Source organism: Citrobacter sp. XT1-2-2 (assembly GCF_023516235.1).
In the GTDB taxonomy this organism is placed as follows: Bacteria; Pseudomonadota; Gammaproteobacteria; order Enterobacterales; family Enterobacteriaceae; genus Citrobacter; species Citrobacter werkmanii.
Window position 1 is genome coordinate 70,265 of sequence record NZ_CP097324.1, and the last position, 26,711, is coordinate 96,975.

Annotated in this window: 26 protein-coding genes and 1 tRNA gene; 14 read left to right on the plus strand and 13 right to left on the minus strand. The window is 51.2% G+C overall.

Going from position 1 to position 26,711, the window contains the following annotated elements:
- Window positions 1-146 precede the first annotated feature (146 nt).
- Window positions 147-437 (minus strand): SymE family type I addiction module toxin, encoded by a 291-nt coding sequence (locus M4I31_RS00335; protein WP_085049119.1) that lies wholly within the window; start codon window positions 435-437, stop codon window positions 147-149.
- A 126-nt stretch (window positions 438-563) separates the two neighbouring features.
- Between M4I31_RS00335 and M4I31_RS00340 the strand changes: the two genes are divergently transcribed.
- Window positions 564-755, plus strand: a complete 192-nt coding sequence (locus tag M4I31_RS00340) for a toxin-antitoxin system HicB family antitoxin (protein ID WP_085049118.1) — start codon at window positions 564-566, stop codon at window positions 753-755.
- On the opposite strand, the gene M4I31_RS00345 is transcribed toward M4I31_RS00340, so the two are convergent.
- The 6 genes from M4I31_RS00345 to M4I31_RS00370 form a co-directional block, all read right to left on the minus strand.
- Window positions 752-1,378, minus strand: a complete 627-nt coding sequence (locus tag M4I31_RS00345) for a DUF6680 family protein (RefSeq protein ID WP_051594495.1) — start codon at window positions 1,376-1,378, stop codon at window positions 752-754. The two genes, M4I31_RS00340 and M4I31_RS00345, sit on opposite strands and share 4 nt — an antisense overlap.
- Window positions 1,379-1,777: 399 nt before the next feature.
- Window positions 1,778-4,111 (minus strand): primase-helicase zinc-binding domain-containing protein, encoded by a 2,334-nt coding sequence (locus M4I31_RS00350; protein WP_250856846.1) that lies wholly within the window; start codon window positions 4,109-4,111, stop codon window positions 1,778-1,780.
- Window positions 4,112-4,125: 14 nt separating this feature from the next.
- Window positions 4,126-4,446: a DUF5375 domain-containing protein gene (locus tag M4I31_RS00355; RefSeq protein ID WP_250856847.1), complete on the minus strand. Its 321-nt coding sequence runs from the start codon at window positions 4,444-4,446 to the stop codon at window positions 4,126-4,128.
- Window positions 4,443-4,670: a hypothetical protein gene (locus M4I31_RS00360; RefSeq protein ID WP_003827205.1), complete on the minus strand. Its 228-nt coding sequence runs from the start codon at window positions 4,668-4,670 to the stop codon at window positions 4,443-4,445. Before M4I31_RS00360 ends, M4I31_RS00355 begins: the two co-directional genes overlap by 4 nt.
- Entirely contained in the window at window positions 4,667-5,218 is a 552-nt protein-coding gene (locus M4I31_RS00365; protein ID WP_250856848.1) for a host cell division inhibitor Icd-like protein, read from the minus strand. The genes M4I31_RS00360 and M4I31_RS00365 overlap by 4 nt, the downstream gene beginning before the upstream one ends.
- Window positions 5,215-5,481, minus strand: coding sequence for an AlpA family transcriptional regulator (locus tag M4I31_RS00370; RefSeq protein WP_003827209.1), 267 nt, complete (start codon window positions 5,479-5,481; stop codon window positions 5,215-5,217). Before M4I31_RS00370 ends, M4I31_RS00365 begins: the two co-directional genes overlap by 4 nt.
- A 540-nt stretch (window positions 5,482-6,021) precedes the next feature.
- Here M4I31_RS00370 and M4I31_RS00375 point away from each other — a divergent pair.
- The 3 genes from M4I31_RS00375 to M4I31_RS00385 are packed head-to-tail and all read left to right on the plus strand — an operon-like array spanning window position 6,022 to window position 7,584.
- On the plus strand, window positions 6,022-6,759 hold the full coding sequence (locus tag M4I31_RS00375; protein ID WP_250856849.1) for a glycoprotein 3: 738 nt from the start codon (window positions 6,022-6,024) through the stop codon (window positions 6,757-6,759).
- Window positions 6,756-7,001, plus strand: a complete 246-nt coding sequence (locus M4I31_RS00380; protein WP_003827212.1) for an ogr/Delta-like zinc finger family protein — start codon at window positions 6,756-6,758, stop codon at window positions 6,999-7,001. The genes M4I31_RS00375 and M4I31_RS00380 overlap by 4 nt, the downstream gene beginning before the upstream one ends.
- A 16-nt stretch (window positions 7,002-7,017) precedes the next feature.
- Window positions 7,018-7,584 (plus strand): phage polarity suppression protein, encoded by a 567-nt coding sequence (locus M4I31_RS00385; RefSeq protein ID WP_003827213.1) that lies wholly within the window; start codon window positions 7,018-7,020, stop codon window positions 7,582-7,584.
- 333 nt (window positions 7,585-7,917) lie between these two features.
- Here the strand turns inward: M4I31_RS00385 and M4I31_RS00390 are convergent, their stop codons facing one another.
- From M4I31_RS00390 to M4I31_RS00405, 4 genes are all read right to left on the minus strand, one after another.
- Window positions 7,918-8,340 (minus strand): hypothetical protein, encoded by a 423-nt coding sequence (locus tag M4I31_RS00390; RefSeq protein ID WP_042998656.1) that lies wholly within the window; start codon window positions 8,338-8,340, stop codon window positions 7,918-7,920.
- Window positions 8,337-10,208 carry a DEAD/DEAH box helicase gene (locus M4I31_RS00395; protein WP_042998655.1) on the minus strand — a complete coding sequence of 624 codons (1,872 nt, stop codon included), beginning with the start codon at window positions 10,206-10,208 and terminating at the stop codon, window positions 8,337-8,339. The genes M4I31_RS00390 and M4I31_RS00395 overlap by 4 nt, the downstream gene beginning before the upstream one ends.
- A gap of 9 nt (window positions 10,209-10,217) precedes the next feature.
- Window positions 10,218-11,381: an integrase arm-type DNA-binding domain-containing protein gene (locus tag M4I31_RS00400; RefSeq protein WP_200448189.1), complete on the minus strand. Its 1,164-nt coding sequence runs from the start codon at window positions 11,379-11,381 to the stop codon at window positions 10,218-10,220.
- Between the two features lie 162 nt (window positions 11,382-11,543).
- Window positions 11,544-11,638, minus strand: a tRNA-Sec gene (locus tag M4I31_RS00405).
- A 290-nt stretch (window positions 11,639-11,928) separates the two neighbouring features.
- On the opposite strand from M4I31_RS00405, the gene M4I31_RS00410 reads away from it, so the two are divergent.
- The 9 genes from M4I31_RS00410 to M4I31_RS00450 all read left to right on the plus strand — a co-directional run bounded on the left by M4I31_RS00410 (window position 11,929) and on the right by M4I31_RS00450 (window position 22,001).
- Complete coding sequence (locus tag M4I31_RS00410) at window positions 11,929-13,311, plus strand: glycoside-pentoside-hexuronide family transporter (RefSeq protein WP_038635456.1); 1,383 nt, start codon at window positions 11,929-11,931, stop codon at window positions 13,309-13,311.
- Between the two features lie 10 nt (window positions 13,312-13,321).
- Window positions 13,322-15,640, plus strand: a complete 2,319-nt coding sequence (gene yicI / locus M4I31_RS00415) for an alpha-xylosidase (protein ID WP_085049117.1) — start codon at window positions 13,322-13,324, stop codon at window positions 15,638-15,640.
- 321 nt (window positions 15,641-15,961) lie between these two features.
- The gene (locus M4I31_RS00420; protein WP_069323692.1) at window positions 15,962-17,515 is read left to right on the plus strand and encodes a transcription antiterminator; all 1,554 of its coding nucleotides are present in this window, start codon (window positions 15,962-15,964) and stop codon (window positions 17,513-17,515) included.
- A 26-nt stretch (window positions 17,516-17,541) separates the two neighbouring features.
- Window positions 17,542-18,012, plus strand: a complete 471-nt coding sequence (locus tag M4I31_RS00425; RefSeq protein WP_003024008.1) for a PTS sugar transporter subunit IIA — start codon at window positions 17,542-17,544, stop codon at window positions 18,010-18,012.
- Between the two features lie 19 nt (window positions 18,013-18,031).
- The gene (locus tag M4I31_RS00430; protein ID WP_006687645.1) at window positions 18,032-18,352 is read left to right on the plus strand and encodes a PTS fructose transporter subunit IIB; all 321 of its coding nucleotides are present in this window, start codon (window positions 18,032-18,034) and stop codon (window positions 18,350-18,352) included.
- A 26-nt stretch (window positions 18,353-18,378) separates the two neighbouring features.
- Window positions 18,379-19,470, plus strand: a complete 1,092-nt coding sequence (locus M4I31_RS00435) for a PTS fructose transporter subunit IIC (protein ID WP_042311543.1) — start codon at window positions 18,379-18,381, stop codon at window positions 19,468-19,470.
- A gap of 11 nt (window positions 19,471-19,481) precedes the next feature.
- Window positions 19,482-20,333: a class II fructose-bisphosphate aldolase gene (locus M4I31_RS00440; RefSeq protein ID WP_085049116.1), complete on the plus strand. Its 852-nt coding sequence runs from the start codon at window positions 19,482-19,484 to the stop codon at window positions 20,331-20,333.
- Window positions 20,334-20,413: 80 nt separating this feature from the next.
- Window positions 20,414-21,274: a ketose-bisphosphate aldolase gene (locus M4I31_RS00445; RefSeq protein WP_085049115.1), complete on the plus strand. Its 861-nt coding sequence runs from the start codon at window positions 20,414-20,416 to the stop codon at window positions 21,272-21,274.
- Window positions 21,275-21,323: 49 nt separating this feature from the next.
- Entirely contained in the window at window positions 21,324-22,001 is a 678-nt protein-coding gene (locus M4I31_RS00450) for a D-lyxose/D-mannose family sugar isomerase (protein ID WP_085049114.1), read from the plus strand.
- A gap of 38 nt (window positions 22,002-22,039) precedes the next feature.
- On the opposite strand, the gene M4I31_RS00455 is transcribed toward M4I31_RS00450, so the two are convergent.
- Both M4I31_RS00455 and xanP read right to left on the minus strand, forming a co-directional pair.
- Complete coding sequence (locus M4I31_RS00455; RefSeq protein WP_085049113.1) at window positions 22,040-23,746, minus strand: AsmA family protein; 1,707 nt, start codon at window positions 23,744-23,746, stop codon at window positions 22,040-22,042.
- 121 nt (window positions 23,747-23,867) lie between these two features.
- Window positions 23,868-25,259, minus strand: coding sequence for a xanthine/proton symporter XanP (xanP, locus tag M4I31_RS00460; RefSeq protein WP_038635433.1), 1,392 nt, complete (start codon window positions 25,257-25,259; stop codon window positions 23,868-23,870).
- 226 nt (window positions 25,260-25,485) lie between these two features.
- On the opposite strand from xanP, the gene gltS reads away from it, so the two are divergent.
- A complete protein-coding gene (gene gltS / locus M4I31_RS00465; RefSeq protein WP_069323698.1) occupies window positions 25,486-26,691 on the plus strand; it encodes a sodium/glutamate symporter in 1,206 nt (401 codons plus the stop codon).
- Window positions 26,692-26,711: the final 20 nt, after the last annotated feature.

The window sequence follows — 26,711 nt, forward strand, 5'->3', positions numbered from 1 at the left end:
ATTGCAGTTGTTCGGTAAAACCGAACAACTGCAATAAAAAGCCGCAATGTTGTCACTTGTTGCATGCAGCCCGTAGGCCGGATAAGTGCAAGCGCCATCCGGCACCAATTGAACCTGTAAGTACCGCTTGCAGGTTCAGCCGTATTTCACTGGAGAGTCGCCAGTGTGCTCTCGATTCTGTTCAGCTTCTGACTGGCCTCTTTCAGCTCATTTTGCAACCGTTGCTCCTGTTCGCCATAGACCATCAGGACGATACAACCGTTCATCACTTTTACGGTAACCTGTTGCCCGGTATCAAATCCCGCCGCGCGTAGCCACTTGCCGGAGAGAATGATTTTGGGCGTGGATTTGTCGAAAACATTCGGGCGATATCCCACAATTAGCGAACGCTCGGTTCCGGATTGGTTGGTGTCTGGGGTAGAATGCGAATCAGCCATAATCAACTCCTTGATAGTTGGTGAGGTTAGACGCTCCGGCTGTGTTCCCGCACATCGGGGCGTTGCTAGTGTAGGAGGTTTTTAGGTGGCCTCCTATGTGATTAAGATAATTGGATAGGTGGCCCCATGTCAATCATATCGCGCGAAAAAAAACCAAAAGGCGGCGGTCAATCACCGCAGTTCAAAATGCGTATTGATCCGGCATTGAAGGAGCAATTGGATGCTGTGGCGGCAGAAGAAGGGGTAAGTCTCGCCAGTTGGTTAAAGGAACTGGCGAGAGAGGAGCTGCGTCATAAAGGAATTGAGCCAAAAGGTTAGGGCTTATTACTATCAAGGTCTTGGCTACCCATCTGAGCTTCCTGATCCCTTGTATTTGTCCCGTTGAAAGGGATATTCGTTATACTCATTGGTAAAGAACTTTTACCAGAAAATATATCTTCAAGACCTTTTAATATGTTAGCTTGAGTGGTTTCTAAATCTCCATGAGCTATCGGTCTGTAACAATCTCTTTGTAATTGTACTTTATCAAAGTCATAATTCATGGCTTGTGCGATCGTATATAAAAGCTCGGTGAATAAATCATCGGATTTTGATATCCATATATTTATATCAGGGTATTCTTTTGCTTTGTTTAAGTGATTGTTATAGCTTTTCCAGGCATGGGTTACTGCCTGCTCTCTGCTTGTTTGATACCGTGTCTTAATTAATGGAATTTTCCGTCCGTAGAATTCGATATCAATCATATTTAGTGCTTGTACGTGATCTCTATGGAGTCTTTGTGATCTGGTTGACATCAAAGTTCTAAATATATATAAGCGATTTTGTTTTTTTTCACGAAATTGCTCTAATATTTTTTGTATTTCTACAGCAAGTATGGGGCCAATTATTACTGCTGCTGTCATTACAATATCTTTGTATTCCATGCCGAATAAACCACTCATTATTTCACCTGTGAAATTTATAGATATAAATGGTATTAATTAATGGATATAATCTTAATTAGGAATTAAATATTATTATAATTGGCGGAAGATCACAGGAGTTCGATATGTGGCTTAATGTCATGTATTTATTGGGATTTTAATATTTACATTCTATTTTTTATACACATCTCTATACACATTTGCTGGACTGACAAACTATCTATTGATAAGTCACCAGTGACAGACCTCAGAAAAAAACTTTTTTTTAGAAAAACTGTTCACACTGTTCACTGTGTATTTTTGTTCATTGAAATCATTATGTTACACGGTGAATGGTTGGTGAACAGTGAACACTTTACCGTTCACTTTTGCCGTTTTGCAGGTAAAAAAAGACCGGCGATTGCCGGTCAGGGTAGGTTATTTCGTTATGGGGTTATCACATTTCGGCAACCAGTCGGCGTTGCTTTCCTCTCTTAGCGTGAGATTGGTTTGTATGCCCTGATTTTTTCGGCGCTTCTCATAATTTAGCCCGTACTCTTTCAGCATGGCTGGCAACCCCTTACCGAACATAGTCAGGCTCAGGGTATTCCTGTAGCCGTGGGCTTCCATATACGCCAGATAGGCATGATACAGATACAGGCGCGGCTGACGCGGAATGATGTTTGCATTGCCAATATACATACCCTCAGGCTCCGGCAGTGCTTCAAGGTAACCACAAAAATCAAATGTCGGGTCGGCATCACGTTTAATACTGAGCGCCTCGTCGGAGTTCTGCTGTGACTGGAGCAGTGCGCGGGCGGTCATCGGGTCGCTGAACCTCTGCATTAGCTGGCGCACAATCACGGCCAGCTCGCGGGCGATTTTGTTCTTGAGCTGCGGGTCGCGCTCTTCCGGGGCAATCTGCTCCGGGAAATGCAGGATCACCCGGCGACGGGAAACGCCGCCGCTGCGGTCGGTAAAGCGCATCGGGTTATTGTTCACGGCCAGAATCACCGCCGGAATATGAGTGGAATACGCATCCTTGTATTTCGGGTCGACCGATACAGCATCACCGCCAGTGATGGCCTTAAGTCCTGCCCCGTCACCGCTCCATTTTTCCTGGTCAGGCAGACGGATAAGCGAGAAACCAATCAGTGCGGCACGTTCACGCGGTGATTCCAACGTTTCGATGGTCGCCGACGTGGCGTTTTCTTCCCCGGCGAGCATCGTTGCAATTTCGGCCAGAATACTTTTCCCGCTCCCTCCCGGCCCGGTCACCTCAAGAAAGAGCTGCCAGTCGTAGCGGTTCGCCAGCACCATAAACAGGGCGGCAAGTATCACGTCGCGTTTTTCCGGTCTGCCACCGGCGGCACGGTCAAGCCAGCGCCAGAAATTCGGCGCGTGCGTCTCCAGCGTTTCCCCCTCCACTGGCGGGGTGAAATCCACGTCGCACAGGGTGCGCAGCCAGTGCGTTTTGCTGTGCGGGCTGAATATACCGCTTTTGGTATCAAGCACGCCGTTGCGAAAGCCAATCAGCCGTCGCGCTGGTGTATCCTGCTGCGGAATAATCAGTTTCAGGGTCTCCACCACCGAGGCAATTTTTCCCGACGAGAACGGGGCGCGCAGACGCTGGAACAACCCGGCCACGTCGCGTGCAAAGTCCGACGGCGGAATGATTTTCCATATCCCGGCCTCATAACGGGACAGGAGCTGACCGTTCGCGTCCACGGCCAGCGCTTCGCCGTAATGTTCATGCACCCGCATTGCCTTTTCACTGGTGCTCATGGCGGTAAATTCCGCCTCGCTCATGGTAGTGAAAGGGCTGTCAGCCGGAGGCCGGATGGCGTCATAAATCGCTTTCCGCGTGGCCTCCTCGCCTTTCTGCATAAACGCATCATTCCAGTCACCAAACACCGGCGGCAGGGCAACAACGCCCTCACAGGCTTCTGCGGCCGCTGCGGCTTTTGTCTGGCCGTCGCCGTTAAGGTCGCGGTCGGCAGCGAGGACAATCTGACAGGCCGGGTACTTCTGACGGGCAAGGCTCGCCAGAGAAAGGAGGTTCACGGAGGACAGCGCCACCATGACGGTTTCCCCGGTCAGGTGATGGACGGTGAGTGCGGTCGCATACCCCTCTGCAATCCACAGGCGTTTTCCGGCCTGTTTTTTCCCTTCGATGACATGACATGCCCCTTTGATCTGACCGCCTTTCAGGGTGCGTTTGAGACCGTCAGCATTGATAAGCTGAAGGTTTACCAGTGCGCCGGTATCGTCATACAGCGGGACAACCACATCACCGGCGCGGAACGTCACGCCGCCGGTTTTATGCATGACGGTGAGCGTCAGACATTCCCGGTCGCGGAAGCCCTTGCGGGTGAGGTAGGCATTGCCGGTGGCCGGTCGGGCTTTCTCCATCAGTTTTACGGCCAGCGCGGCGGCGGCTTTGCGGTCGGCCTCAGTTTCAGCCTCTGCGGCCGCAATCATTTCCGGGGCAACCGGCGACAGGTTGCCGGTCACGGCGTTCACCTTCCCGGCAGCTTCTGACGGGGTCACGCCAAACACTTTTTCTACCAGCTTAAGCCCGTCACCCGCGCCGCACTGATTGCAGAACCACGTCCCGCGCCCCTCTTTATCGTCAAAGCGAAAACGGTCAGAGCCGCCGCACACCGGGCAGGACTGATGGCGGTTTTTAATCACCTTCACCCCCAGCGCAGGGAGAATGCGCGGCCAGTGGCCGCACGCCTGTTTTACGGTTTCTGTTACGTTCATTTTCATGGTTATTTTCTCCCTCAGTGCAGTACCGGTGCGGTGATATGGCGGGCGCAAAGCTCATCCATCACGGCCAGCCCGAGAAAGGACAGCGACGGCGCGGCTTTGAGGGGGCCGGCTTCCATTAAATCCTCCAGTAACGCACAGGCAATCTGGCGGCCTTTTTCCTCGCCGTGCTGGCGCAGGTAGAAGCCCTCCAGCTCGGCGGCAATGGCGCTTTCCAGCGCGTCGAGGGTGAGGTGCGGGTAGCGGTCCTGGCGTTCGCACAGGGTCAGCCATGCACAGGCCACTGCGCGACGATACAGCGCGGCGCGTAATACGGGCGGTAATGGCTTTTTCATACGTTACCCTCCCCGGTAAGCCACTGCTGATTGCAGCGTTCGACCACGCCGTCGAGCTGGGCGGTCATGAGGTAAATCACGGAGGTGAGCTGTAAGTGCTGCGCCGGGTCACGACGAACGGTGGCGCAGTCCTGTACCTGCATCAGGTCGCCGACGAGCTGGCCGATGTTGCGCATGTGCTCAAGGCATTCGAGGTCACGGGCGGTAATGGTGGTGTGTTTCATGCGCGCACCTCCGCAACCGGCAGACGGCCAGCAAACGAGAGGACGTAATCGCGAACGAGGGAAAGACGTGCGGCGTGTTCATCACCGGCAACGGTGCGAAGCATACAGATACGGGGTTTACGGTCTGCACGACGAACGCCGGCAAACACAAAGACAAACTGCGGGTGTGACGGGGTGAGGGTCGTAGCCATAGCGGCAATCTCCAATAAGTAGCGGTTATCGCCACCACCAGAGCTGCAAATCTCATGGGTGGTAGCCCGGACGGGGTTTGCAGTACCGGCCTTATTGGAAACCGGCCAGCCCGAAGGCTGCCCCGCCCGGACCACCATTATCTGACAGGAGCCACGGTGTAAGCACCACAGCCCGAAAAATAGGTGTGTCTGAGCAACGACATAAAAAAACACGCTCGGCGCGTGTTGTGTCGCCAATAAGTTACACGGGCTGCAAATCCCGGCTGCCGATTTTGCGACAGCGGGAAAACTATACCTGGAAACGACGAAAAGAAGCAAGCCAGAAAAAGGGGCTGTTTGCTGAACGGTCATCATCATGCGTCATAGCCCCGGTTGCGTTCGGCAATGCGGTCAGTCATCCATGCGGTGATTTCAGACTGCGCCCACGCCACGTTTTTTCCGCCCAGGCTGATTTGTTTCGGGAAAGCCTCGCGGCTGATGAGGTCGTAAATGGTTGACCGGGACAGGCCGCACAGATGCATCACTTCAGGCAGGCGGATAAAGCGCTCCTGAACGGCATCAGAGACCGGCATCAGCGGCGCGGCAGGGGCAGAAGACGGGGAAGAAAAAGCAGTGTGCATCGGGCTACCTCACAAAGTCCATACAGTGCCGGTCGTGTCCGTCCGGCTTCGGGTAGCTCTCTATTTTGTGAATATTTTCCTTCAGAGCAACAAGTCATTTTGTAGTGCTTCACCACACAACAGAGCGATTTTTGAACAATGGCAAATGCTGGCAAACAGATGCAAATCAATGCATTACATTGCAGTAACTTTAATTACTTTCATTTATATATTTCCTCATAATTAATCGGAAAAAAGACTAAATCCGACAACCCAGGCAAAAAGCAAAAGGTGAATAGTAGTGAACAGTCGGTGAACAGTTATACCCCCAACTATTCACCCTTTATCTTGCTGTATTACTTATCTTTTTCTTTTCAGTGAACAGTAGTGAATAGTTATAAGTAAAAAAACAAACGGTGAGTAGGGTTTTCCTGAGACCTTTCTCTGGCCAGCCGGGTTTTAAGGTTTGTTTGTACCATTTTTGCCACAACGGCAATGAATCGTGTTGTTGTGTCCGGCGCGGCAGAATCTCCTCAGATTGAAACGAAGAGGAGACCCGACATGACTCATACCGATGTTATTCCCGACTACCTTAAACCTGCAATGGAACGGCTTGAGACGGCCAGAGAGGAACATCTCATTAATGCCCGACACATGAATGAAACCACGGCGGCCATCAGCCAGGTGAAAGCACAAAAAAAGGAACTGGAGCAGGAAAACGGCAATGATTCCGGCGCATGGCGCGCCGCCTTTCGTGCCGGTGGTGCTGTCATTACCGATGAGCTGAAACAACGCCATCTGGCGCGCGTGGCACGGCGGGAACTGGCGCAGGAATGTGACAGCATGAACGAGGTACTATCTTTTGAGCTGGACAGACTCAAAGGAGCCTGTGACCGCACGGCCAGAGCATACCGTCAGGCACATCACGGCGTCCTCAGTCAGTATGCAGAGCATGAACTTGATGCAGCCCTGCGTGAAAGCTGCGGTGCCCTCATCAGAGCAATGAAACTCAACATACTGGTTCTGAATAATCCGCTTGCTAATACGACCGGGCATCAGGGATATATCGAACCGGAAAAAGTTGTGATGCAGCAGGTGAAAGCATGGCTTGAACAGGCCGTAAAGGGCTGCAATATCCGTCTGACCGATGAACCGGTGCTGTTTAAAACAGGGCTGTCGGCTTCCACACTGCCGCATATGGAACATGACGTTGCGACCACGCCCGGTCAGCGAAAAGTCTGGCAGGAAAAAATGTGGGAACGTGAAGCTGACCTGAAAGCACGGGGGTTATTGTCATGATGCGCTGCCCTTTCTGCCGCACAGCGGCACACGTTCGCACCAGCCGCTATATGTCTGAGAGCGTCAAAGAGAGTTACCTGCAGTGCCAGAATGTGCACTGCTCGGCGACATTCAAAACGCATGAGTCCATCTTTGAAGTGATACGTTCGCCGGTCGTCGATGAGAAACCCGCGCCGGTGCCGACAGCCCCCATGGCACCCCGTCGGGTAAAAGGCTGCTACAGCTCGCCGTTCCGCCATTAATCAGGAGAGACAACCCGTGACCACTCTGACCTTACAGCAGGCCTATGACGCCTGTCAGACGAACAAAACCGCGTGGCTGAACCGTAAAACCGAACTGGCCGCCGCAATGCAGGAATATCAGGAATTATTGCTGGATGACAATGTATCAGGCTCCCGCAGATTACAGATGCTGCGTGACCTGATTGACGTAAAAAAATGGGAAGTTAATCAGGCCGCCGGTCGCTACATCTTCTCGCATGAGGAGGTGCAGCGCATCAGCATCCGTAACCGGCTGCATGATTTTATGCAGCAGAACGGCGCAGAGCTGGCCGCCGCACTGGCACCGGAGCTGATGGGGATTAAAAACCAGCCCGCGATGATAAAAAATCGCGCGCTTGACCGTTCAGTCTCTTACCTGAGAGAAGCTCTTTCCGTCTGGCTGACCGTTGAAAATGAAATTAATTATTCTGCACAGGATAAAGATATTTTAACGGCCATCGGATACAGGCCTGACGCGCCTTCGCGGGATGATAATCGTGAAAAATTCACCCCTGCACAGAACATGATTTACACCCGTCGACGCGCCGAACTGGCCGCGCAGTAGCCTGTCAAAAAATCCCCGTAAATCCCGCTATTTTTAACGAAATAAGCCATGCATCCATAAGGTGCATGGTTTTGCATGCGTTTTTTCGCTCCGGCATGACAGACCAGCGCCAGTCGTGGCGCGGCCTGAGACCACCTTTGCACCTGCATTAAAAGCGGCCCATTAAGCGGGCAGGCGTGGCGGGGAGAGCATTGCGCGCTAGAGCATGTTGATATTATGCATAATGTAGGGGGCGGGAGTAAAAATGGTTTTTATAGATTACGAGGTATGTTTGAGGCTTTTGGAATTAGCATTGAAAAAGGCACCGAAAGGTGCCTTTAGTGAAATAATAACTTAGCTGACAAGTTTTAATTTCGGGGGTAAGGAGAAACCTGCATCAACAGGCAGGTTTTCTAAAATTAATTGATAGACGTCTTCTCTTTTCTGATGCGGGAGATCAGAAAGTTGATTCATTATGTATTTTTTCAGTGCGTCATTTCTATCCCATTGGATAGAGTAACGTCCATTATTTATCTTTTGCTCTATTTTTACGAGCGATCGATTCTCGTCATAAATATAACGCATGGAAATAATGTTTTCTTCATCATCAATGTGTTCGCAATAATTCATGATGAAATAAATAAAAGAATTGACCTTATATGTTTCAATCTTTTTGTATTCTTTTTCAAATATAGCTGTTATGAGTTCGTCAGGTTGCACACCCTTTACTGAACAAAAGGCAGCTAAATTCTTCAAAATTTGAGCTACATTAATCATTTTAACATCCTCGATACTTCATCTAAAATTTCAGGTATTGCATTAATGGAATTCTGCAAAGTTTGGTTATCTCGTTCTTTTACAGGACCAAATTGTCTGTACAATTTACCCAAAATGAATTTTACAATAATAGCATCATTTGCATCAGTTGTCTGTAAATTCCTAAGGTGTGGTGAAAAAATAGGTTGTAACTCTCGTCCTTTCTCATCAAGTCCATTTATTATCAGAAGGTTAGATGCCTCTTCCTTAATCTTTGCGGTTAAGATTTCTCTCATTTTTTTACGAGCAAGGTGCGGCCTTTTTTCTAATAGGTCTTGGTCTATTACACCTGCAGCCTTTCTGGATTCTTGTTCAACTAAGTTTCTTTTAAATAATTCCAGAGTGTCTTCAGGTAGCGTTAGTCCTGCATCAAGGCTTGCCTTCTTAAACTTCTCTAACTGCTCATCAACTGTTTTATTTATCTCAGCTCTTTTCTCTTCGAATAAAGAATTAAAATCAATATCTTCCAAATAAGAGTCTTGATCACTGATATAGGCGCCTTCACTTGCTACACCAGCTAAGAAACTTTCTCTTTCTCTATAATCATCATCAGTAAACGTATATTCTCGATTGATGGTTCTACGGGCTCTATCTACCTCGCTCTGGAAGTTTTCCCACATCGAGTTTAACCCTATTTCTTCATGGAAAATTACGACCCCATTATTATCTATTTCAAATGCCGTAATCTCCTTGTCAGGAATTGCACGTAGAATTCTACCTACGACTTGAGCAAAAGCGTTAAGACTTCTATAAGGTCTGAATATTGCCAGTATACTCAAATATTTATGATCGTAGCCTTCCATTAACATATTTACTGAAATAACAACATCTGCGTTATGATTTTCAATGTTAAGAAAAGCATCTGCTTTTATTTCATCATCCATTTCACTATGAACAATAATTACACGCAGACCTTTTGCCTCATACCATTTAGCTAAATCTTCGGCATGCGTAATGCTGCATCCTACAGCGAGGATTTTATGTGGGACATTAGGAGACGCTTCTTTAAGTATATTTAACTTCAAAATACTATGCTCAATCACATCATTTGAACATTCAGGTGAGAGCGCGACACTTTTTTCAATCCATTCTTTATCTTTAAATTCTAAAATATCTTCTTTAGTAAGTTTTTTATTAGGTATATCTGGAGTCGTAAAATACAGCTCATGAGCATTAACAGTTTCTTTTCTTAACCATTTGACATACTTTGCCCTCATTACTTCTGATAACGGTGTTTCATGAATTTTCTCTCCTGGAACTTCTTGAGCATCACCACGATAAGGAGTCCCTGTAACATGTAAAACTTTTGCAGTAGAGAAATACTTAAGTGCATCACGCCAGCTTTGTGCTGGGGCATGATGTGCTTCATCAACGATGATAAAATCAAAAAAGTCTTCTGGAACTCGATTAATGAGTGCGCTTTTTCTGTTACCTGATATGCGTTGTATATTAGAAAATATAATATGACTTTTCTCTAAGTGTTCAGGAGATATGTCTGGTACATATTCACTGACAACTGGAATATCCTTACTGCTGAAGACAATATCATAATTTATCCAAAAGTTATCTTCTAACACTTCTTGCGTCTTTCGAATACTATCTTTAGTAACAAGGCCAGGTGTAATAATCAACACTCTTTTTTGAGATACCCCGTAAGGTGCAATAGAGATTAATCCACTCTTACCTGTACCTGTAGGTAGAACCACGAGAGCTTCACGTTGACCCGGATTGCTGAAAAAATCCCTTATTTTTATATAAGCCTCAATTTGTGGGGTTCTTAACTTTCTGTTACCTTCGATATTTACCGCTGTGTTAGTAAAATAAGACATATGGGTTCCTTACATTAAAAAATCAGCATACCACTGAAGCATTTCTTTCCGTTGTAAGAGGTACTGCGCGTGGTTGTAAGTGCCTCTTATACTGTTTTTATCAACATGCGCCAGCTGCAACTCTATCCAATTACTGTTATAGCCTTTCTCATGCAATATTGTCGATAAACTATGTCTAAAACCGTGTCCTGTAGCTCTTCCTTTATAGCCGAGGAGCTCGATTACTTGATTTACGCTTTCCTTGCTGATGGGTTTTGTCCGATTGTTCCTACCTATAAAAATGAAGGGATAATGACCTGTAATAGGCTTGAGTTGTCTGAAAAGGTCAATCACCTGAGCAGATAGAGGCACAATGTGAGGTCTACGCATTTTCATACGTTCCGCTGGTATCTCCCATATACCTTTTTCGAGGTCTACTTCTTCCCACGTAGCAAAGCGCATCTCCTGCGTTCTTACACCAGTCAGCATGACTATCTTCGTAGCATTTTTGGTGATGATGCTACCGGTATACGCTTCGAGATCCTGAATAAAATGAGGCAATTCTTCGGCAGATAGAAATGGATGATGTTTTTGCTTAGGAACAGCCAGAGCGATGGCTAAATCAGGCGCAGGATTGTATTCAGCGCGGCCAGTTATGATTGCATAGCGATAAACCTCACCGCACCTCTGACGCACCTTACGTGTTTTCTCAAGTGCGCCACGCTTCTCTATTCGTCGCAATACTTCAAGCAGTTCTAACGGTTTGATTTCACTGATAGGGCGTTTACCAATGAACGGGAACACATCTTGTTCAAATGTCTTAATGATTTCTTCGCGATAGGCCACTGTCCAGCGGTCAGCTTTGTTGGCGTGCCATTCTCGACATATAGCTTCGAATGAGTTTTCAGTGGAGAGCTGCTGAACCAGTTTCTGGGCTTTGCGTTCCTCAACCGGGTCAATGCCATTGGCAACTTGCTTACGAGCGATCTCACGCTTCTCACGTGCTTCAGCTAGGCTCACAAGGTCGTAGCTGCCAAATGACATTAACCGCGCTTTTCCGGCAAAGCGGAAACGGAAACGCCAGCCCTTCGAGCCATCGGGATTGATAAGCAATGACAGGCCTTGCCCGTCGTTCAATGTGTATGGCTTGTCTTGGGGCTTTGCTCGTTTGATTTGTATATCTGTAAGTGCCATGTGTATAAGCCAAAAATGCGTATAAAAAATCTATACACATCACTATACATATTTTTCATGGATTCAGGGAGATCTTGTCGGACTGCTACGGATGATTAATCTACAACGGTGATTGAAAATAAAGGGTTTTTAAGACTTTCTCGGATGGGTGAGGAGGAAATTTGGCGGAAGATCACAGGAGTCGAACCTGCCCGGGAACGCTGGCGTCCCCAACTGGATTTGAAGTCCAGCCACCTCACCGGAGATGACGATCTTCCGCGCCTCGATTGCTACATGGAGGCGGGGCGCATTATAGCTACTTCCTCGGGTTTCCACACCCCCTCACTCACTTTTTTAACTTCCGTTTCTCCATACCATGACCCGTTTCAAATAAATCCTCGCAAAATCCATTACTTACACTTGGACACATTTTTAGACGCTACCCTGATCACAGAAAACAAGAATCGTAATTTGATAACGAGATATCGCAATACCCGCGCTCACAGGGATGGTTTACAAGAACTGTAACCGGTACCAGTGCGTGTGAAAGTGCAAACAAGGATGCGTAATGAAAAGTGAGATTCTGTCTGTTAAGGAGAAGATTGGCTACGGCATGGGCGATGCCGCCAGCCACATCATCTTCGATAATGTCATGTTATATATGATGTTCTTTTATACCGATATCTTTGGTATCCCAGCCGGCTTTGTCGGCACCATGTTCTTACTGGCCCGCGCGTTGGATGCCATCTCAGACCCCTGCATGGGGCTGCTTGCTGACCGTACCCGTTCACGCTGGGGGAAATTTCGTCCGTGGGTGCTGTTTGGCGCGCTGCCGTTTGGTCTGGTTTGTGTGCTTGCCTACAGCACGCCGGACTTCAGCCTGCACGGCAAAATGATTTATGCCGTCATCACCTACACGCTGCTAACCCTGCTTTATACCGTGGTCAATATCCCTTATTGCGCGCTGGGCGGCGTGATCACCAATGACCCGACGCAGCGCATCTCCCTGCAGTCGTGGCGCTTTGTGCTGGCGACGGCGGGCGGCATGCTCTCCACCGTCCTGATGATGCCGCTGGTAAAGCTGATTGGCGGCGAAAATAAGGCGCTGGGCTTCCAGGGGGGAATCGCAGTGCTCTCGGTTGTGGCGTTCCTGATGCTCGCATTTTGCTTTTTCACCACCAAAGAACGTGTTGAAGCGCCGCCAACCAACAATTCAATGCGTGAAGACCTGCGTGATATCTGGCAGAACGACCAGTGGCGCATTGTCGGCTTGCTCACCATCCTCAACATTATGGCGGTCTGCATTCGCGGCGGCGCGATGATGTATTACGTCACCTGGATTTTGGGCACACCGGAAGTATTTGTCGCTTTCCTTACCACCTATTGCGTCGGCAATCTGATTGGCTCTGCGCTGGCAAAACCGCTGACTGACTGGAAATGCAAAGTCAGCGTTTTCTGGTGGACGAATGCCCTGCTGGCCGTCATCAGCGTGGCGATGTTCTTCGTGCCGATGCACGCCAACATCACCATGTTCGTCTTTATCTTCGTGATTGGCGTCCTGCATCAGCTCGTAACGCCAATCCAGTGGGTAATGATGTCCGACACCGTTGATTACGGCGAGTGGTGTAACGGCAAACGTCTGACGGGCATCAGTTTTGCGGGAACGTTGTTCGTGCTCAAGCTGGGTCTGGCGCTTGGCGGGGCGCTGATCGGCTGGATGCTGGCAGGCGGTGGCTACGATGCCGCGGCGAAAACGCAAAACAGCGCCACCATCACCATCATCATTGCATTGTTCACCCTTATTCCGGCTATTTGCTACCTGCTGAGTGCCGTGATTGCCAAACGCTTCTACACCCTGAAAACCCCGTATCTGACTGAAATTATGCGTCAGCTGGCGCAGGGTGCGCACCGTAATCAGCAAGATTTTACGACGAAAGAATTACAGAACTAAGGAACCGATTATGAAAATTAGCGACGGAAACTGGCTGATTCAGCCCGGCCTGAATGTGATTAACCCTGTCCAGGTGTTCGAGGTTGAACAGCAAGGTAATGAGATGCTGGTCTACGTTGCGCCGCGTGACGTACGTGAACGGACCTGGCAACTCGATACCCCGTTGTTCACGCTGCGCCTTTTTTCGCCGCAGGAAGGCGTGGTGGGTGTCCGGATGGAACACTTCCAGGGCGCGTTGGATACCGGTCCGCATTACCCGCTGAACGTGCAGCAGGACGTAAACGTTGAGATGCAGAACACCGCTAAGTTCGCTGAGCTGAAGAGCGGTAATTTGAGCGTTCGCGTCACCAAAGGCGAGTTCTGGTCGCTGGATTTCCTGCGTAACGGTGAACGCATTACCGGCAGCCAGTTGAAAAACAACGGCTATGTACAGGACGCCAACAGCGGACGCAATTACATGTTCGAGCGCCTGGATCTGGGCGTCGGTGATACGGTGTACGGGCTGGGCGAGCGCTTTACCGCGTTGGTGCGTAATGGGCAGACGGTAGAGACCTGGAACCGCGATGGCGGCACCAGTACCGAGCAGTCTTACAAGAACATCCCGTTTTATATCACCAACCGTGGCTACGGCGTGCTGGTGAACCATCCGCAGTGCGTATCGTTTGAAATTGGCTCTGAGAAAGTATCGAAAGTGCAGTTCAGCGTCGAAAGCGAGTATCTGGAATATTTCGTCATCGACGGCCCGACGCCGAAAGCGGTGCTGGATCGCTATACCCGCTTTACCGGTCGTCCAGCACTACCGCCCGCCTGGTCGTTCGGCCTGTGGCTGACCACCTCGTTTACCACCAACTATGACGAAGCGACGGTGAACAGCTTTATCGACGGCATGTCCGAGCGCAATCTACCGCTGCACGTTTTCCACTTCGACTGCTTCTGGATGAAGGCTTTCCAGTGGTGTGACTTCGAGTGGGACCCGGTGACCTTCCCGGACCCGAAAGGCATGATTCAGCGCCTGAAAGCGAAAGGGCTGAAAGTCTGCGTATGGATCAATCCGTACATCGGTCAGAAATCACCTGTTTTCAAGGAGCTGAAAGAGAAAGGTTATCTGCTCAAACGCCCGGACGGTTCCCTGTGGCAGTGGGATAAATGGCAGCCGGGGCTGGCAATTTACGACTTCACCAACCCGCAAGCCTGCGAATGGTATGCCAACAAGCTGAAAGGTCTGGTGGAGATGGGCGTGGACTGCTTCAAAACTGATTTCGGTGAACGCATTCCAACGGATGTGCAGTGGTTTGATGGCTCAGACCCGCAGAAAATGCACAACCATTATGCCTACATCTACAACGAACTGGTGTGGAACGTGCTGAAAGAGACCGTCGGAGAAGAAGAGGCGGTGCTGTTCGCCCGTTCCGCCTCCGTGGGCGCGCAGCAGTTTCCGGTGCACTGGGGCGGGGACTGCTACGCCAACTATGAATCCATGGCCGAAAGCTTGCGCGGCGGCTTATCCATTGGTCTCTCCGGCTTTGGCTTCTGGAGCCACGACATTGGCGGCTTCGAAAACACCGCCCCGGCGGACGTCTACAAGCGCTGGTGTGCATTCGGGCTGCTCTCCAGCCATAGCCGCCTGCACGGCAGCAAATCCTACCGCGTGCCATGGGCGTACGATGAAGAGTCCTGCGATGTGGTGCGTTATTTCACCGAAATGAAGTGCCGCCTGATGCCGTATTTGTATCGTCAGGCCGCGCTGGCGAACGAACACGGCACGCCGATGCTGCGCGCCATGATGCTGGAGTTCCCGGACGATCCTGCATGCGACTATCTCGATCGCCAGTATATGCTGGGTGATTCGGTAATGGTGGCGCCAGTCTTCTCCGAAGCCGGTAACGTGCAGTTTTATCTGCCGGAAGGCCGCTGGACGCATCTGTGGCACAACGACGAAGTGCAGGGCTGCCGCTGGTACAAACAGCAGCATGACTTCCTCAGTCTGCCGGTGTACGTGCGCGACAACACCCTGCTGGCGCTGGGCAGTAATAACCAGAAGCCGGACTATGCCTGGCATGAAGGGACCGCATTCCAGTTGTTCCATTTGCAAGAGGATAGGGAAGCGGTCTGTGAGGTCCCGGCTGCTGACGGGTCGGTTATCTTCACGCTGAAGGCGATACGTGCGGGTAAAACCATCACCGTACAAGGTCGCGGTGAAGCGCGTAACTGGACGTTGTGCCTGCGTAATATTCCGCAAATTAGCGGCGTGAAGGGCGGTTCATATGCCGGCAGTGAGCAGGGCGTAGTGGTAGCGCCTGAAGGTGATACTCTGACGATTACCCTGTAAATTCAGTCTACGTGGTGCCGGATGTGTTTTATCCGGCCCACGCTGCGAGCAGCGTTCCAGATCTGAAAATCAAAAATATTCTGACTTAAAATTTTACCTACCCATATTTGCGAGCGCTATCACTCTAATTCCCGTAAAAAATGTGATCTGCGCCGTAAATATCTCACTATTTCCCCGTTTTGTCTTATTTCTGTCCGGAATACAGGACACGATTTAGTATTGTTGGCGCATCGTAGTCCTCTTATATTTATCATCACGGATTACACGTGGAGCATAAACGCTTCTTTAGATATTTAATCTGGTGTGTGATAAGGGTAAATAATGCAAATGATTACCTCGCGACAAAACAGATTATTAAAATTCCTCCTGTCCCGGAAGGAATATGTCACGCTGCTGAAAATTGCCGAATATTTATCGGTTTCAGAGAAAACCGTGCAGCGCGATCTGCGGTTACTGGAACCATGGTTAGCGGAATGGAAAATAGCCATCGATAAACGTACTGGCGCAGGCGTAATATTAAGTGCCGATAATATTACAGACCTTTTGTATCTGGACCAGTTATTAGGGAACGAGGGTGATGATACTGACGGTATGATGAGTAATTCGCGGCGCGTTAAGATAGCATCGCAATTATTAAGCGAAACGCCGCATGAAACGTCGATCAGTAAATTATCTGAGCGTTATTTTATTAGTAGCGCATCGATTGTTAACGATCTGAAAGTGATTGAATCCTGGATAACGCCATTGGGGTTATCGCTTATCCGCAGTCAAAGCGGCACGCACATTGAAGGTAGTGAGAGCAGCGTGCGCCAGGCGATGGCATCGCTGATTAACGGTGTTATTAACCATAATGAACCCGGCAGCATGGTGTATTCGCGTCTTGATCCCGGCAGCTATAAAGCGTTGGTGCATTACTTCGGCGAGGAAGACGTTTTATTTGTCCAGACGCTGCTGCAGGAAATGGAGAACGACCTGTGTTGGTCATTGGGGGAGCCTTATTACGTCAATATCTTCACCCATATTTTGATCATGATGTACCGCATCACACGCGGAAATGCGCTGCCGAGAAAAGATGAAAACATCACCTCATGCGACGAGAATATTTTTTCTATTGCCAGTCGTATGATTCAGCATATCGAAAAACGCATCGCTCACCCGCTGCCGGAAGACGAGGTCTGGTTTATCTATCAATATATTATCTCGTCCGGCGTGGTGATTGAGGAACATAATGATGTGAGCGTGATTGGTCATATGCACTCCAGTGACGAAGCGCGCTTGATTACCCATCGACTGATTGCCATCTTCGCCGAGATGGTCGACAGCGATCTCAGCCAGGATACTGCGCTGTATGACGGGTTGCTGATCCATATTAAGCCGCTGATTAACCGCCTGAACTACCAGATCCGCATTCGTAATCCGCTACTGGAGGATATCAAAGGCGAGTTGCAGGACGTCTGGCGTTTGACCCAGTGTGCGGTGAATCGGGTATTTTGCGGTTGGGGCGAGCGGGCCGTTTCGGAAGATGAGGTGGGATACTTAACCGTCCATTTTCAGGCCGCAATGGAGCGCCAGATAGCGCGTAAGCGGGTGTTGTTAGTCTGCTCAACCGGGATTGGCACTTCGCATTTACTCAAGAGCCGCATTCTGCGCGCCTTTCCGGACTGGACAATTGTCGGCGTGGTGTCAGCTGGCAGTTTGCCCTCCGTACTGACGGACGATATTGAGCTGGTGGTATCGACCATTAATTTACCCGCCATTGCCATGCCGGTTGTCTATGTCACCGCCTTTTTCAATGATGCGGATATTAAGCGGGTAACGGAAACGGTTATTACGGAAAAATTACATCGGGCGACATCGCTGGTCGTTGAAAATTAATGTCTGAACTCCATGAGGTATGATTGATGGACATCACGAAAATTCTCAATACAAATCGCGTTATTTTGGATATGAAGGCTACGAACAAAACGGAGGCTATTGAGGAACTTACTGATATTCTGCAAAAGGATGGGGCAATTAGCTGCCGGGAAACGTTTATTCAGGATGTCTGGCAGCGTGAATCCGAGGGTTCGACCGGCTTCGAAAATCATATTGCGATCCCCCACGGGAAATCCTCGGCGGTGGTTAATACCACCCTGGCGATTGGTCGTACCCGTCAGGATATTCCCTGGGAAACCCTGGACGGCAGCAATGTGCGCTGCATCATTCTGTTTGCCGTACGTCTTGAAGATCAAAACACTACCCATATTCGTCTGCTCTCGCAGGTTGCCGGCGCGCTAGCGGATGATGACATTATTGAACAACTCTTAGTTGAAAGTAGTCCACAGAAAATTATTGAGCTGTTTAGCCAATATGCTGAATCCAACGTCTGCTAAATAAAATGTGGAGCATGTTATGAATATTGTTTGTGTTGCCGCCTGTACGGCGGGTATTGCGCACACCTATATTGCCCGTGAAAAATTAATTAAAGGTGCTAAAGCGCTTGGGCATAATATAAAAGTTGAAACCCAGGGCACCATCGGTACGGAAAACGAACTGCTGGCAGATGATATTTCTGCCGCGGATGTCGTGATTCTTGCCGTCGATGTCAAAATAAAAGGGGAGGAACGCTTCTCAAATAAACGCATTGTGCGAGTAAAAACCGAAATCGTCATAAAATCGCCCATTCAGTTTCTTGAAAAGGTCGAAAAATCATTAGTTAATAATAACCAGTAGCGATCCTCATTCTGGAGGGATTTCACATGAGTGAAAATAAAATTCCGCTATCTCAGGAAATAAAAAAACATTTATTAACGGGGATCTCGTGGATGATCCCGTTAATTGTAGCCGCCGGGATCTGTATTGCCCTCGGACAAATACTTGGCGGTACTAACGTGGGTGAAAAAACAGGAACTATCCCCTGGATGCTCAATCAGATTGGCGGCTGGGGGATGGGGTTAATCGTGCCGCTGATTAGCGCGGCGATTGCGTACTCCATTGCCGATCGCCCCGGATTTGCGCCGGGTCTGATTGTCGGCTTTGTCTGCGGCGAAATTCATACCGGTTTTATTGGCGGGATGCTGGGCGGCTTCCTGGTTGGCTATACCGTCCTGCTGCTCAAACGCTATATCCGTTTACCGCAGTCGATGCAGGGTCTGATGCCCATCATGGTGCTGCCCGTATTGAGCACCGTCATCGGCGGGTTGCTGATGATGACGCTGATTGGCAAGCCGATAGCCTGGCTGCAGGATGCGCTAATTCATCTGCTGGAGTCCATGCAAGGCGGGTCACGCTTCCTGATGGGCGCCATTCTCGGCGCAATGGCGACATTCGACTTCGGCGGTCCGGTGAATAAAACCATGTCACTGTTCGCTGACGGCATGCTGGTCAGCGGCGTGTATGGCCCCGAAGCGGTGAAGTTTGTTGGTTCGATAATCCCTCCGTTCGGCATTACGCTCTCCTTCCTGCTCACGCGTCACAAGTACACCCGTGCGGAACGTGAGGCGCTGAAAGCGGCATTCCCGATGGGGATCTGCATGATAACCGAAGGGGTTATTCCGATTGCGGCGCGTGATCTGCTGCGCGTGGTGGGCTCCTGCGTGGTGGCCTCGGCGATAGCGGGTGGCCTGATTATGGTATGGGGCGTTGAAAGCCCGGTACCGCACGGCGGCATGTTTGTGGTTCCACTCTTTACGCATCCGCTGCTGTTTTGCCTGGCGCTGGGGATCGGGACGGTGATTTGCGGCGTCATGTTATCGCTGTGGAAGAAACCGGTGACCGAGCGTGACGAAGAGTTTGATGAGCTCAGCGATCAAAAGCTGAAAGACGAAGAGATCACCTTCACCCTGGAATAACCGGAGGTCGTATGTTTGCCGATATGAAAAGCATGGTGACGAAAGCCTGGCGCGGGCAGTATGCACTGCTGGCTATCAACTGTATGAACCTGGAAAGCGCCCGTGCGGCGGTGCGGGTGGCAGAGAAACACCGTGCGCCCATTATTCTGAATCTGTATCAGGGGCATCTGGACCATTTTCCGGCACCGATAGCGGCGGCGGTGGTCAAAGCGCTGGCAGAGGAAGCTTCGGTACCGATCGCGCTGGCGTTAGATCATGGAAAGGATCCTGTACGCATTCGCCAGGCTTTTCGCGCCGGATTCAGCGGGTTAATGATCGACGCCTCCGCCTTTGCGCTGGAAGAAAACATTCGCCAGACCCGGGCGGTGGTCGAGCTCGCAGCCAGCGTTTCTCTGTGCGTGGAAGGCGAGCTGGGCCACCTGGCCGACGCCCCGCGCTATGACCATGCCGCTAACGCTGATTTGATGACTCAGGCCGCTGACGTGGAGCCATTTATCCAACAGACCGGGATTGATTTACTGGCGGTGTCGGTCGGTACGGCGCACGGTATGTACGCGCCGGGCGTAACGCCAGCCATTGATTTTCAACGGCTGGAGGAAATTGCCCGTTTATCAACGGTGCCGCTGGCGCTGCATGGCGGTAGCGGGACGCCGTTTGACCAGCTACAGCGTTGCCCGACGTTTGGCGTCGCCAAGATTAATGTTGGCGCGGCGGTCTTCGAAGCCGGAAAGGCCGCGCTATTGCACACCTTGTGTCGCGACACATCCTGCGAACTTGTTGATGCCCTGGCCCTGATGGAGCAGGCCTGCGAGGAAGCCATTATTCCGTATCTACAGGCCAGCGGCGCTATCGACCAGGCCTGATTCATTTTCTGTAACGCCTTTTATGCCTCTGCGATGACGCACTGGCAGGGCTTTCTACACCCTGAAACTGGAGAATTAACATGTTAGTTTCGATGAAAGCATTACTGCAACCGACCCGTCAGCACGGTTTTGCCATCGGCGCATTCAACGTAGCGGATAGCTGCTTTGTGCGTGCGGTGGTGGAAGAAGCGGAAGCGACCAACACCCCAGCGATTATCTCCATTCACCCCAGCGAACATGATTTCCTCGGCGATGCGTTCTTTAGCTATGTGCGAGATATCACCCTGCGTAGCCCGGTCCCCTTTACTTTGCATCTGGATCACGGCGCTTCGGTAGAGCATGTCCTGCGGGCAATTCAGTGTGGATTTACCTCGGTGATGATTGATGGCTCGCTGCTGCCGTATGAAGAGAACGTGGCGCTGACCCGCGAAGTGGTCAAGCTGGCGCATGCGGTAGGTGTTTCGGTTGAAGGCGAGCTGGGAACGATTGGCCAGACCGGAACGTCCGTGGAAGGCGGCGTGTCGAAGGTTACCTACACCGATCCCGCCCAGGCGCAGGATTTTATCGCCCGTACCGGGGCCGATACGCTGGCAGTGGCGATTGGTACCGCGCACGGGATCTACCCGAAAGGGATGCAGCCAGAGCTGCAAATGAACATCCTGCGCGATATCGCCGGGCGGGTGGACATTCCGCTGGTGCTGCACGGTGGTTCCGCGAATCCGGATGCGGAAATCGCTGAATCCGTTACGCTCGGCGTGGGCAAAATCAACATTTCCAGCGATATGAAATATGCCTACTTCCAGAAAGTTCGCGAAATCCTGGCAAAAGAGACCTGGTGGGACCCGAACGTCATCTACCCGGAAGCCATCAGCGCCGCGCGGGACGTGATTCGCCACAAAATGAAACTGTTTGGCTCAACCGGCAAAGCGTCACTTTACTAACGGCATGCAGGCGGGGTGGCCCGCCTCTTTCGCAACAAGGAAAAGTGCAATGAAGCGTTCACATATTAATTATGTCATCGATAAAGCGCATGCCATCGCCGAGACCTTTCGGGTCTGTCTGCCTGATTTTGCGTATTTAACGGTCGACGCCTGGCGACAACAGGACCACTCTTTGTGGCGTGAAGTGCGCGATCTCCAGCTGGGCTGGGACGTTACTGACTTTGGGCGCGGGGATTTTGCGCAAACGGGACTGACGTTACTGACGTTGCGCAATGGTCTGATGGGGTCAGCCGATTACCCCAAACCGTATGCCGAAAAGATGCTGCAAATTCAGCAGGATCAACAAACACCGTGGCATTTTCATCGCCATAAGATGGAAGATATCGTTAACCGTGGCGGCGGCGATTTGTGTATGCAGCTGGCATGGTCCACGCCCGATGACGGGTATGATTCCCAGCGCATTGTTGATGTTAGCGTCGATGGTCAGCGGCGTACCGTTAAATCTGGTGATACGTTGGTGCTAAAACCGGGGCAGGGAGTGTGTCTGCCGCCGCGACTGTATCACCGTTTCTGGGCTGAGAAAGCCTTTGTTCTGGGCTGGGAAATCTCGATGGTCAATGACGACCAGCATGACAATCACTTCCTTGAACCGGGCGGTCGTTTCCCGACGATAGAAGAAGACGAGCCGGTGAAGTGGTTGTTATGCAGTGAATATAAGCGTTTATGAGCGGTAGGCCCGGTAAGCGAAGCGCCACCGGGCAATAATCACTGCGTAACGGGTGAGGCAACGTTACTACCTGATACCACACCCGCCTGCATGGTCTGCGTGACCTGCTGTTTCTCTGCATTCACCGCATGTAACTGACCGTTGACTGTGGGCTTGAGCGGCGTATCGGCCTGAATGTTGCCGCTGGCGGTGAGTTGAATGTTACCGTCGCCGGAAAGCGGCAGTGCTGGCCAGCCCCACTGTTGCAGGATGGTCATTGGCACGCCGCGCCCGTTCAGGCTGACCTGTGCCTGACGCTGAGGCAGTTGCGAAATGCTGGCGGTGGCCTCCAGCAGCCCTTTTTCTGTATAGGCGCTTAGTTCACTGATATTGATGGTACTGCCGTTCGCCGTTAGCGCCAGCGAAGGACGGCGCACGTCGGTGCGATTAAAGGTGGCAGCAGCGGCGTTGAGCGTGGCGTTACCGCTCCAGATCCCCCACTGGTTGTTCTGTACCAGCCCGAGGTTAGCGCCGTAACCGTCCAGTGCGGTGAGTTGCCACGGGAAGGCCGGGTCAATGTCGATCACCAGATTACGGCTGGCGCTGAATTTCTTCAGCGTCAGGCTGTTTAGCCAGGCTGGCAGAGGCTTCATCCATAGCTGTTTCCAGTTTTCCGGTAGCGTATATTCCAGGCCGGCAATCGCGGCATCGTCGAGAACCAGCGCTTTGTTGTTACGCATCCAGTTTCCGGATGTTCTGAGCATTCCCCCTTCCCAGCGGGTCGTGAACTGGCGCAGCGCAATGCCCTGTGGCGAGAACTCGGCGTTCAGAATCGGATCGAAGAAATGCAGTGAACCGTAGATAAACTCGCTGGCGTTCATCGACAGTTTTCCTTCCTGTGTTTGCCAGTCATCTTTGCTAAACGTCATGTTCCGCAAACTCAGATCAAGGTCCGTGACCGCCCAGTCAGGACCTTGCAGACGGGCATCCGTCACTTCCAGACGACCAATTTGCAAGGATGGAATAGTGGTTAGCGGCGCAAAAAAGTCGGCCAGCGATTTGTCACTTTGCAGCCGGATATCGTTCAGGCGCAGATTCTCTACCACCCAGCTACCGTCGGTATTGCGCTGCGCCACGCCGGTTAATGCGCCACGCGCGACGTCTGCGCCAATATTACTTAGCGTCACCCGACCATGGTCAATGCTGCCTTCAATCAATACGTTGGTGGTGGGGACATCGTTCAGCGTCAATGAGCTGGCGCTGAGCTGAATTTGTGCTTTGCTGCCGAGAATTTTACCTGCCTCAGGGCTCCAGGGAATCACGCCGCCGTTCACGCGCTGGGCGCTCAGGTTCCACTCGCTGCCGGGGCTGTTGAGCGCCATATCCTGTAACTGCAGGCGATCGGCCTGGAACGGTAGCGGTGCGGTTTGCTGGGAAAGATTCAGCGTGCCGTTTTGCAAGAGGATAGTGTCTACGTGCCGCGGGTCGGTGATTTGGCGACTGCTCAGCCCAATATCGACCGTTTTAGCGACCAGCGTTGCGGGCTGACCATCGCGACCAAAGGTGACGTTTTCCAGCAGAATATGGGAAGGGGAAGAAAACCGGTGATCGATAGCATCAAATGCCAGATGATAGCTGCTGTTCTCTGAGACCCAGGCGCTGACGTGCTCTGCGCCCCAACGGGTTTGCAGTAGAAAATAAAGGCCGAGAATCGCCACTGCACAGGCGATCAGCACGTAAAGAAGCAGCTTTCCAATAAATTTCATGGTCTTCCATCCCGCGAAGTGCACATAGTCAAGTTATGCACGATTTAGAGGCAATGCTCAAGGCAGGAATGGTGAAAGAGCGTTACAGCGGCGTTGATTCAGAGCCAACGCCGCATTTTGCTTATTGCTTCTCTGGTGGGAACACCAGATTCAGAACGATAGCGGTGATACCGCCTGCGGCAATGCCTGAGGAGAGCAGATTTTTCACCCAATCCGGGGCAAATTGCAGAATCAGCGGCTGCTGGGAGACACCCAGGCCAACGGCCAGCGACAGCGCAATAATCAAAATAGCGCGGCGGTTCAGCGGCTCGCGAGAGACAATACGCACGCCAGATGCGGCGATAGTACCGAACATTACCAGGGTTGCGCCGCCCAATACCGGTTCAGGAATATGCTGTACAAAACCGCTAACTGCCGGGAACAGGCCCAGCGCGATCAGCATCAGCGCCACCACAAAACCGACGTAACGACTGGCTACGCCCGTTAACTGAATGACCCCATTGTTCTGACCAAAACAAGAGTTCGGGAAGGTATTGAACACGGCGGAAACAAACGAGTTCAGACCGTTCGCCAGCACGCCGCCTTTCAGGCGTTTCATATACAGCGGACCAGAAACCGGCTGTTCGGAAACATCGGAGGTCGCCGTAATATCACCGATGGTTTCCAGCGACGTAATCATAAAGACCAGCATCAGCGGCAGCAGTAAGCTCCAGTCGATACCGAGGCCATAATACAGCGGCGTTGGCACCATGATCAGGTCCTGGCTTACCGGTGCGGTATTTTGCGGCAGCATGTCCATAAACCATGCCAGCAGGTAGCCTGCCGCCATCGCAATCACCAGGGACGCAACGCGCAGGTACGGGTTGCGTTGGCGGTTAAGCAGGATGATCAGCGCCAGCACAACGCCAGCCAGCAGTAAATTCTTCGGTGCGCCAAAGGTGTTATCGCTCATTGCGGCATAGCCACCGCCAATCGACGTCAGACCCACCTGAATCAGCGACAGGCCGATAATCATCACCACCACGCCTGAGACCAACGGGGTAATAATACGCCGCGCCAGGTGCAGTACACGCGAGATAACCATTTCAGTGCAGCTCGCTAACATCAGCGTACCGAACAGGGCCGCCATCATGGTTGGGACATCTGCGCCACCGGTTTTTAGCGCCGTGCCACCCATAATCAGCGGTGCAACAAAATTAAAGCTGGTGCCCTGAATAGATAACAGCCCGGAACCAACCGGCCCCCAAGCTTTGATCTGAATGATAGAAGCTACGCCGGAAGCGAACAGCGACATACTGATAATGTGTTGAGTATCCTGAGCCGGCAAACCGAGCGCCTGGCAAATTAACAGCGCCGGGGTGATCACCGCGACGAACATGGCCAGCAGGTGCTGACAGGCGGCAAACAGGGTCTGGGCTAACGGGGGGCGATCTTCAAGACGGTAAATCAGTTCACTGTTGTGAGTCTGCGCAACCGGTTGCGCATTTGTTGACTCTACGGCGTTAACGGACATCAGAGGCAATCCCATGGTGGAAAAGCGGTGATTTTATCTGACCAGGGCGGAAAAGCAAACGTTTGCCAGCAGTTATTCTTAATATTTAAAACGGATAAACAAACTTTTTTATATAACTTTTCATCATTTTCTGCTTAAAATCCACCCCGAAAACTCAATAAGAGCTAAAAAATCGGTCTGGAATGCATCGTGCGTGATTGTGCTAAACGCACTAATGGAGCTGTAAATGTTTTATCTCGATACGTTATCTACTCTGGTTGCGGCAACCCTTGTATTGCTGCTGGGACGTAAGCTCGTCCAGTCTGTCTCCTTCCTGAAAAAATACACCATTCCCGAACCTGTAGCCGGTGGATTGCTGGTGGCGATTGCGTTGCTGGTGCTGAAAAAAAGCATGGGCTGGGAAGTAAACTTCGATATGACCCTGCGCGATCCGCTGATGCTGGCGTTCTTCGCTACCATCGGCCTGAACGCTAATATCGCCAGCCTGCGCGCCGGTGGCCGCGTGGTGGGTATTTTTCTGATTGTCGTTGTGGGACTGCTGTTGATGCAGAACGCCATCGGTATCGGTATGGCGAGCCTGCTGGGCCTGGATCCGTTGATGGGCCTGATTGCCGGTTCGATCACGCTCTCTGGCGGACACGGAACCGGGGCTGCGTGGAGCAAGTTGTTTATTGAGCGCTACGGTTTTACCAATGCGACTGAAGTCGCAATGGCTTGCGCAACCTTTGGTCTGGTGTTGGGGGGGCTGATTGGCGGACCGGTGGCGCGCTATCTGGTTAAACACTCCACCACGCCTGACGGTATGCCGGACGATCAGGCTGTACCGACCGCGTTTGAAAAGCCGGACGTTGGACGCATAATCACCTCGCTGGTGCTGATTGAAACTATCGCGCTGATCGCTATCTGTCTGACGTTAGGTAAAATCGTTGCGCAAATGCTGGTCGGAACGGTGCTCGAACTGCCAACCTTCGTCTGCGTGCTGTTTGTTGGTGTGATCCTCAGTAATGGCCTGGCGCTCATGGGCTTTTATCGGGTGTTCGAACGGGCGGTTTCAGTGCTGGGCAACGTGAGCCTGTCGCTGTTCCTGGCGATGGCGCTGATGAGCCTGAAACTGTGGGAGCTGGCATCTCTGGCGCTGCCGATGCTGGCGATACTGGTTGTGCAGACGATTTTTATGGCGTTGTACGCGGTATTTGTTACCTGGCGCATGATGGGCAAAAACTACGATGCCGCTGTACTGGCAGCCGGCCACTGCGGTTTTGGGCTCGGCGCGACGCCAACGGCGATTGCTAACATGCAGGCAATTACCGAACGTTTCGGGCCATCCCATATGGCGTTCCTGGTGGTGCCGATGGTGGGGGCGTTCTTTATCGATATCGTCAACGCGTTAGTGATTAAGCTGTATCTGCTGCTGCCGATTTTTGCGCAATAACGGCTGTGCGGCGGAGTAAC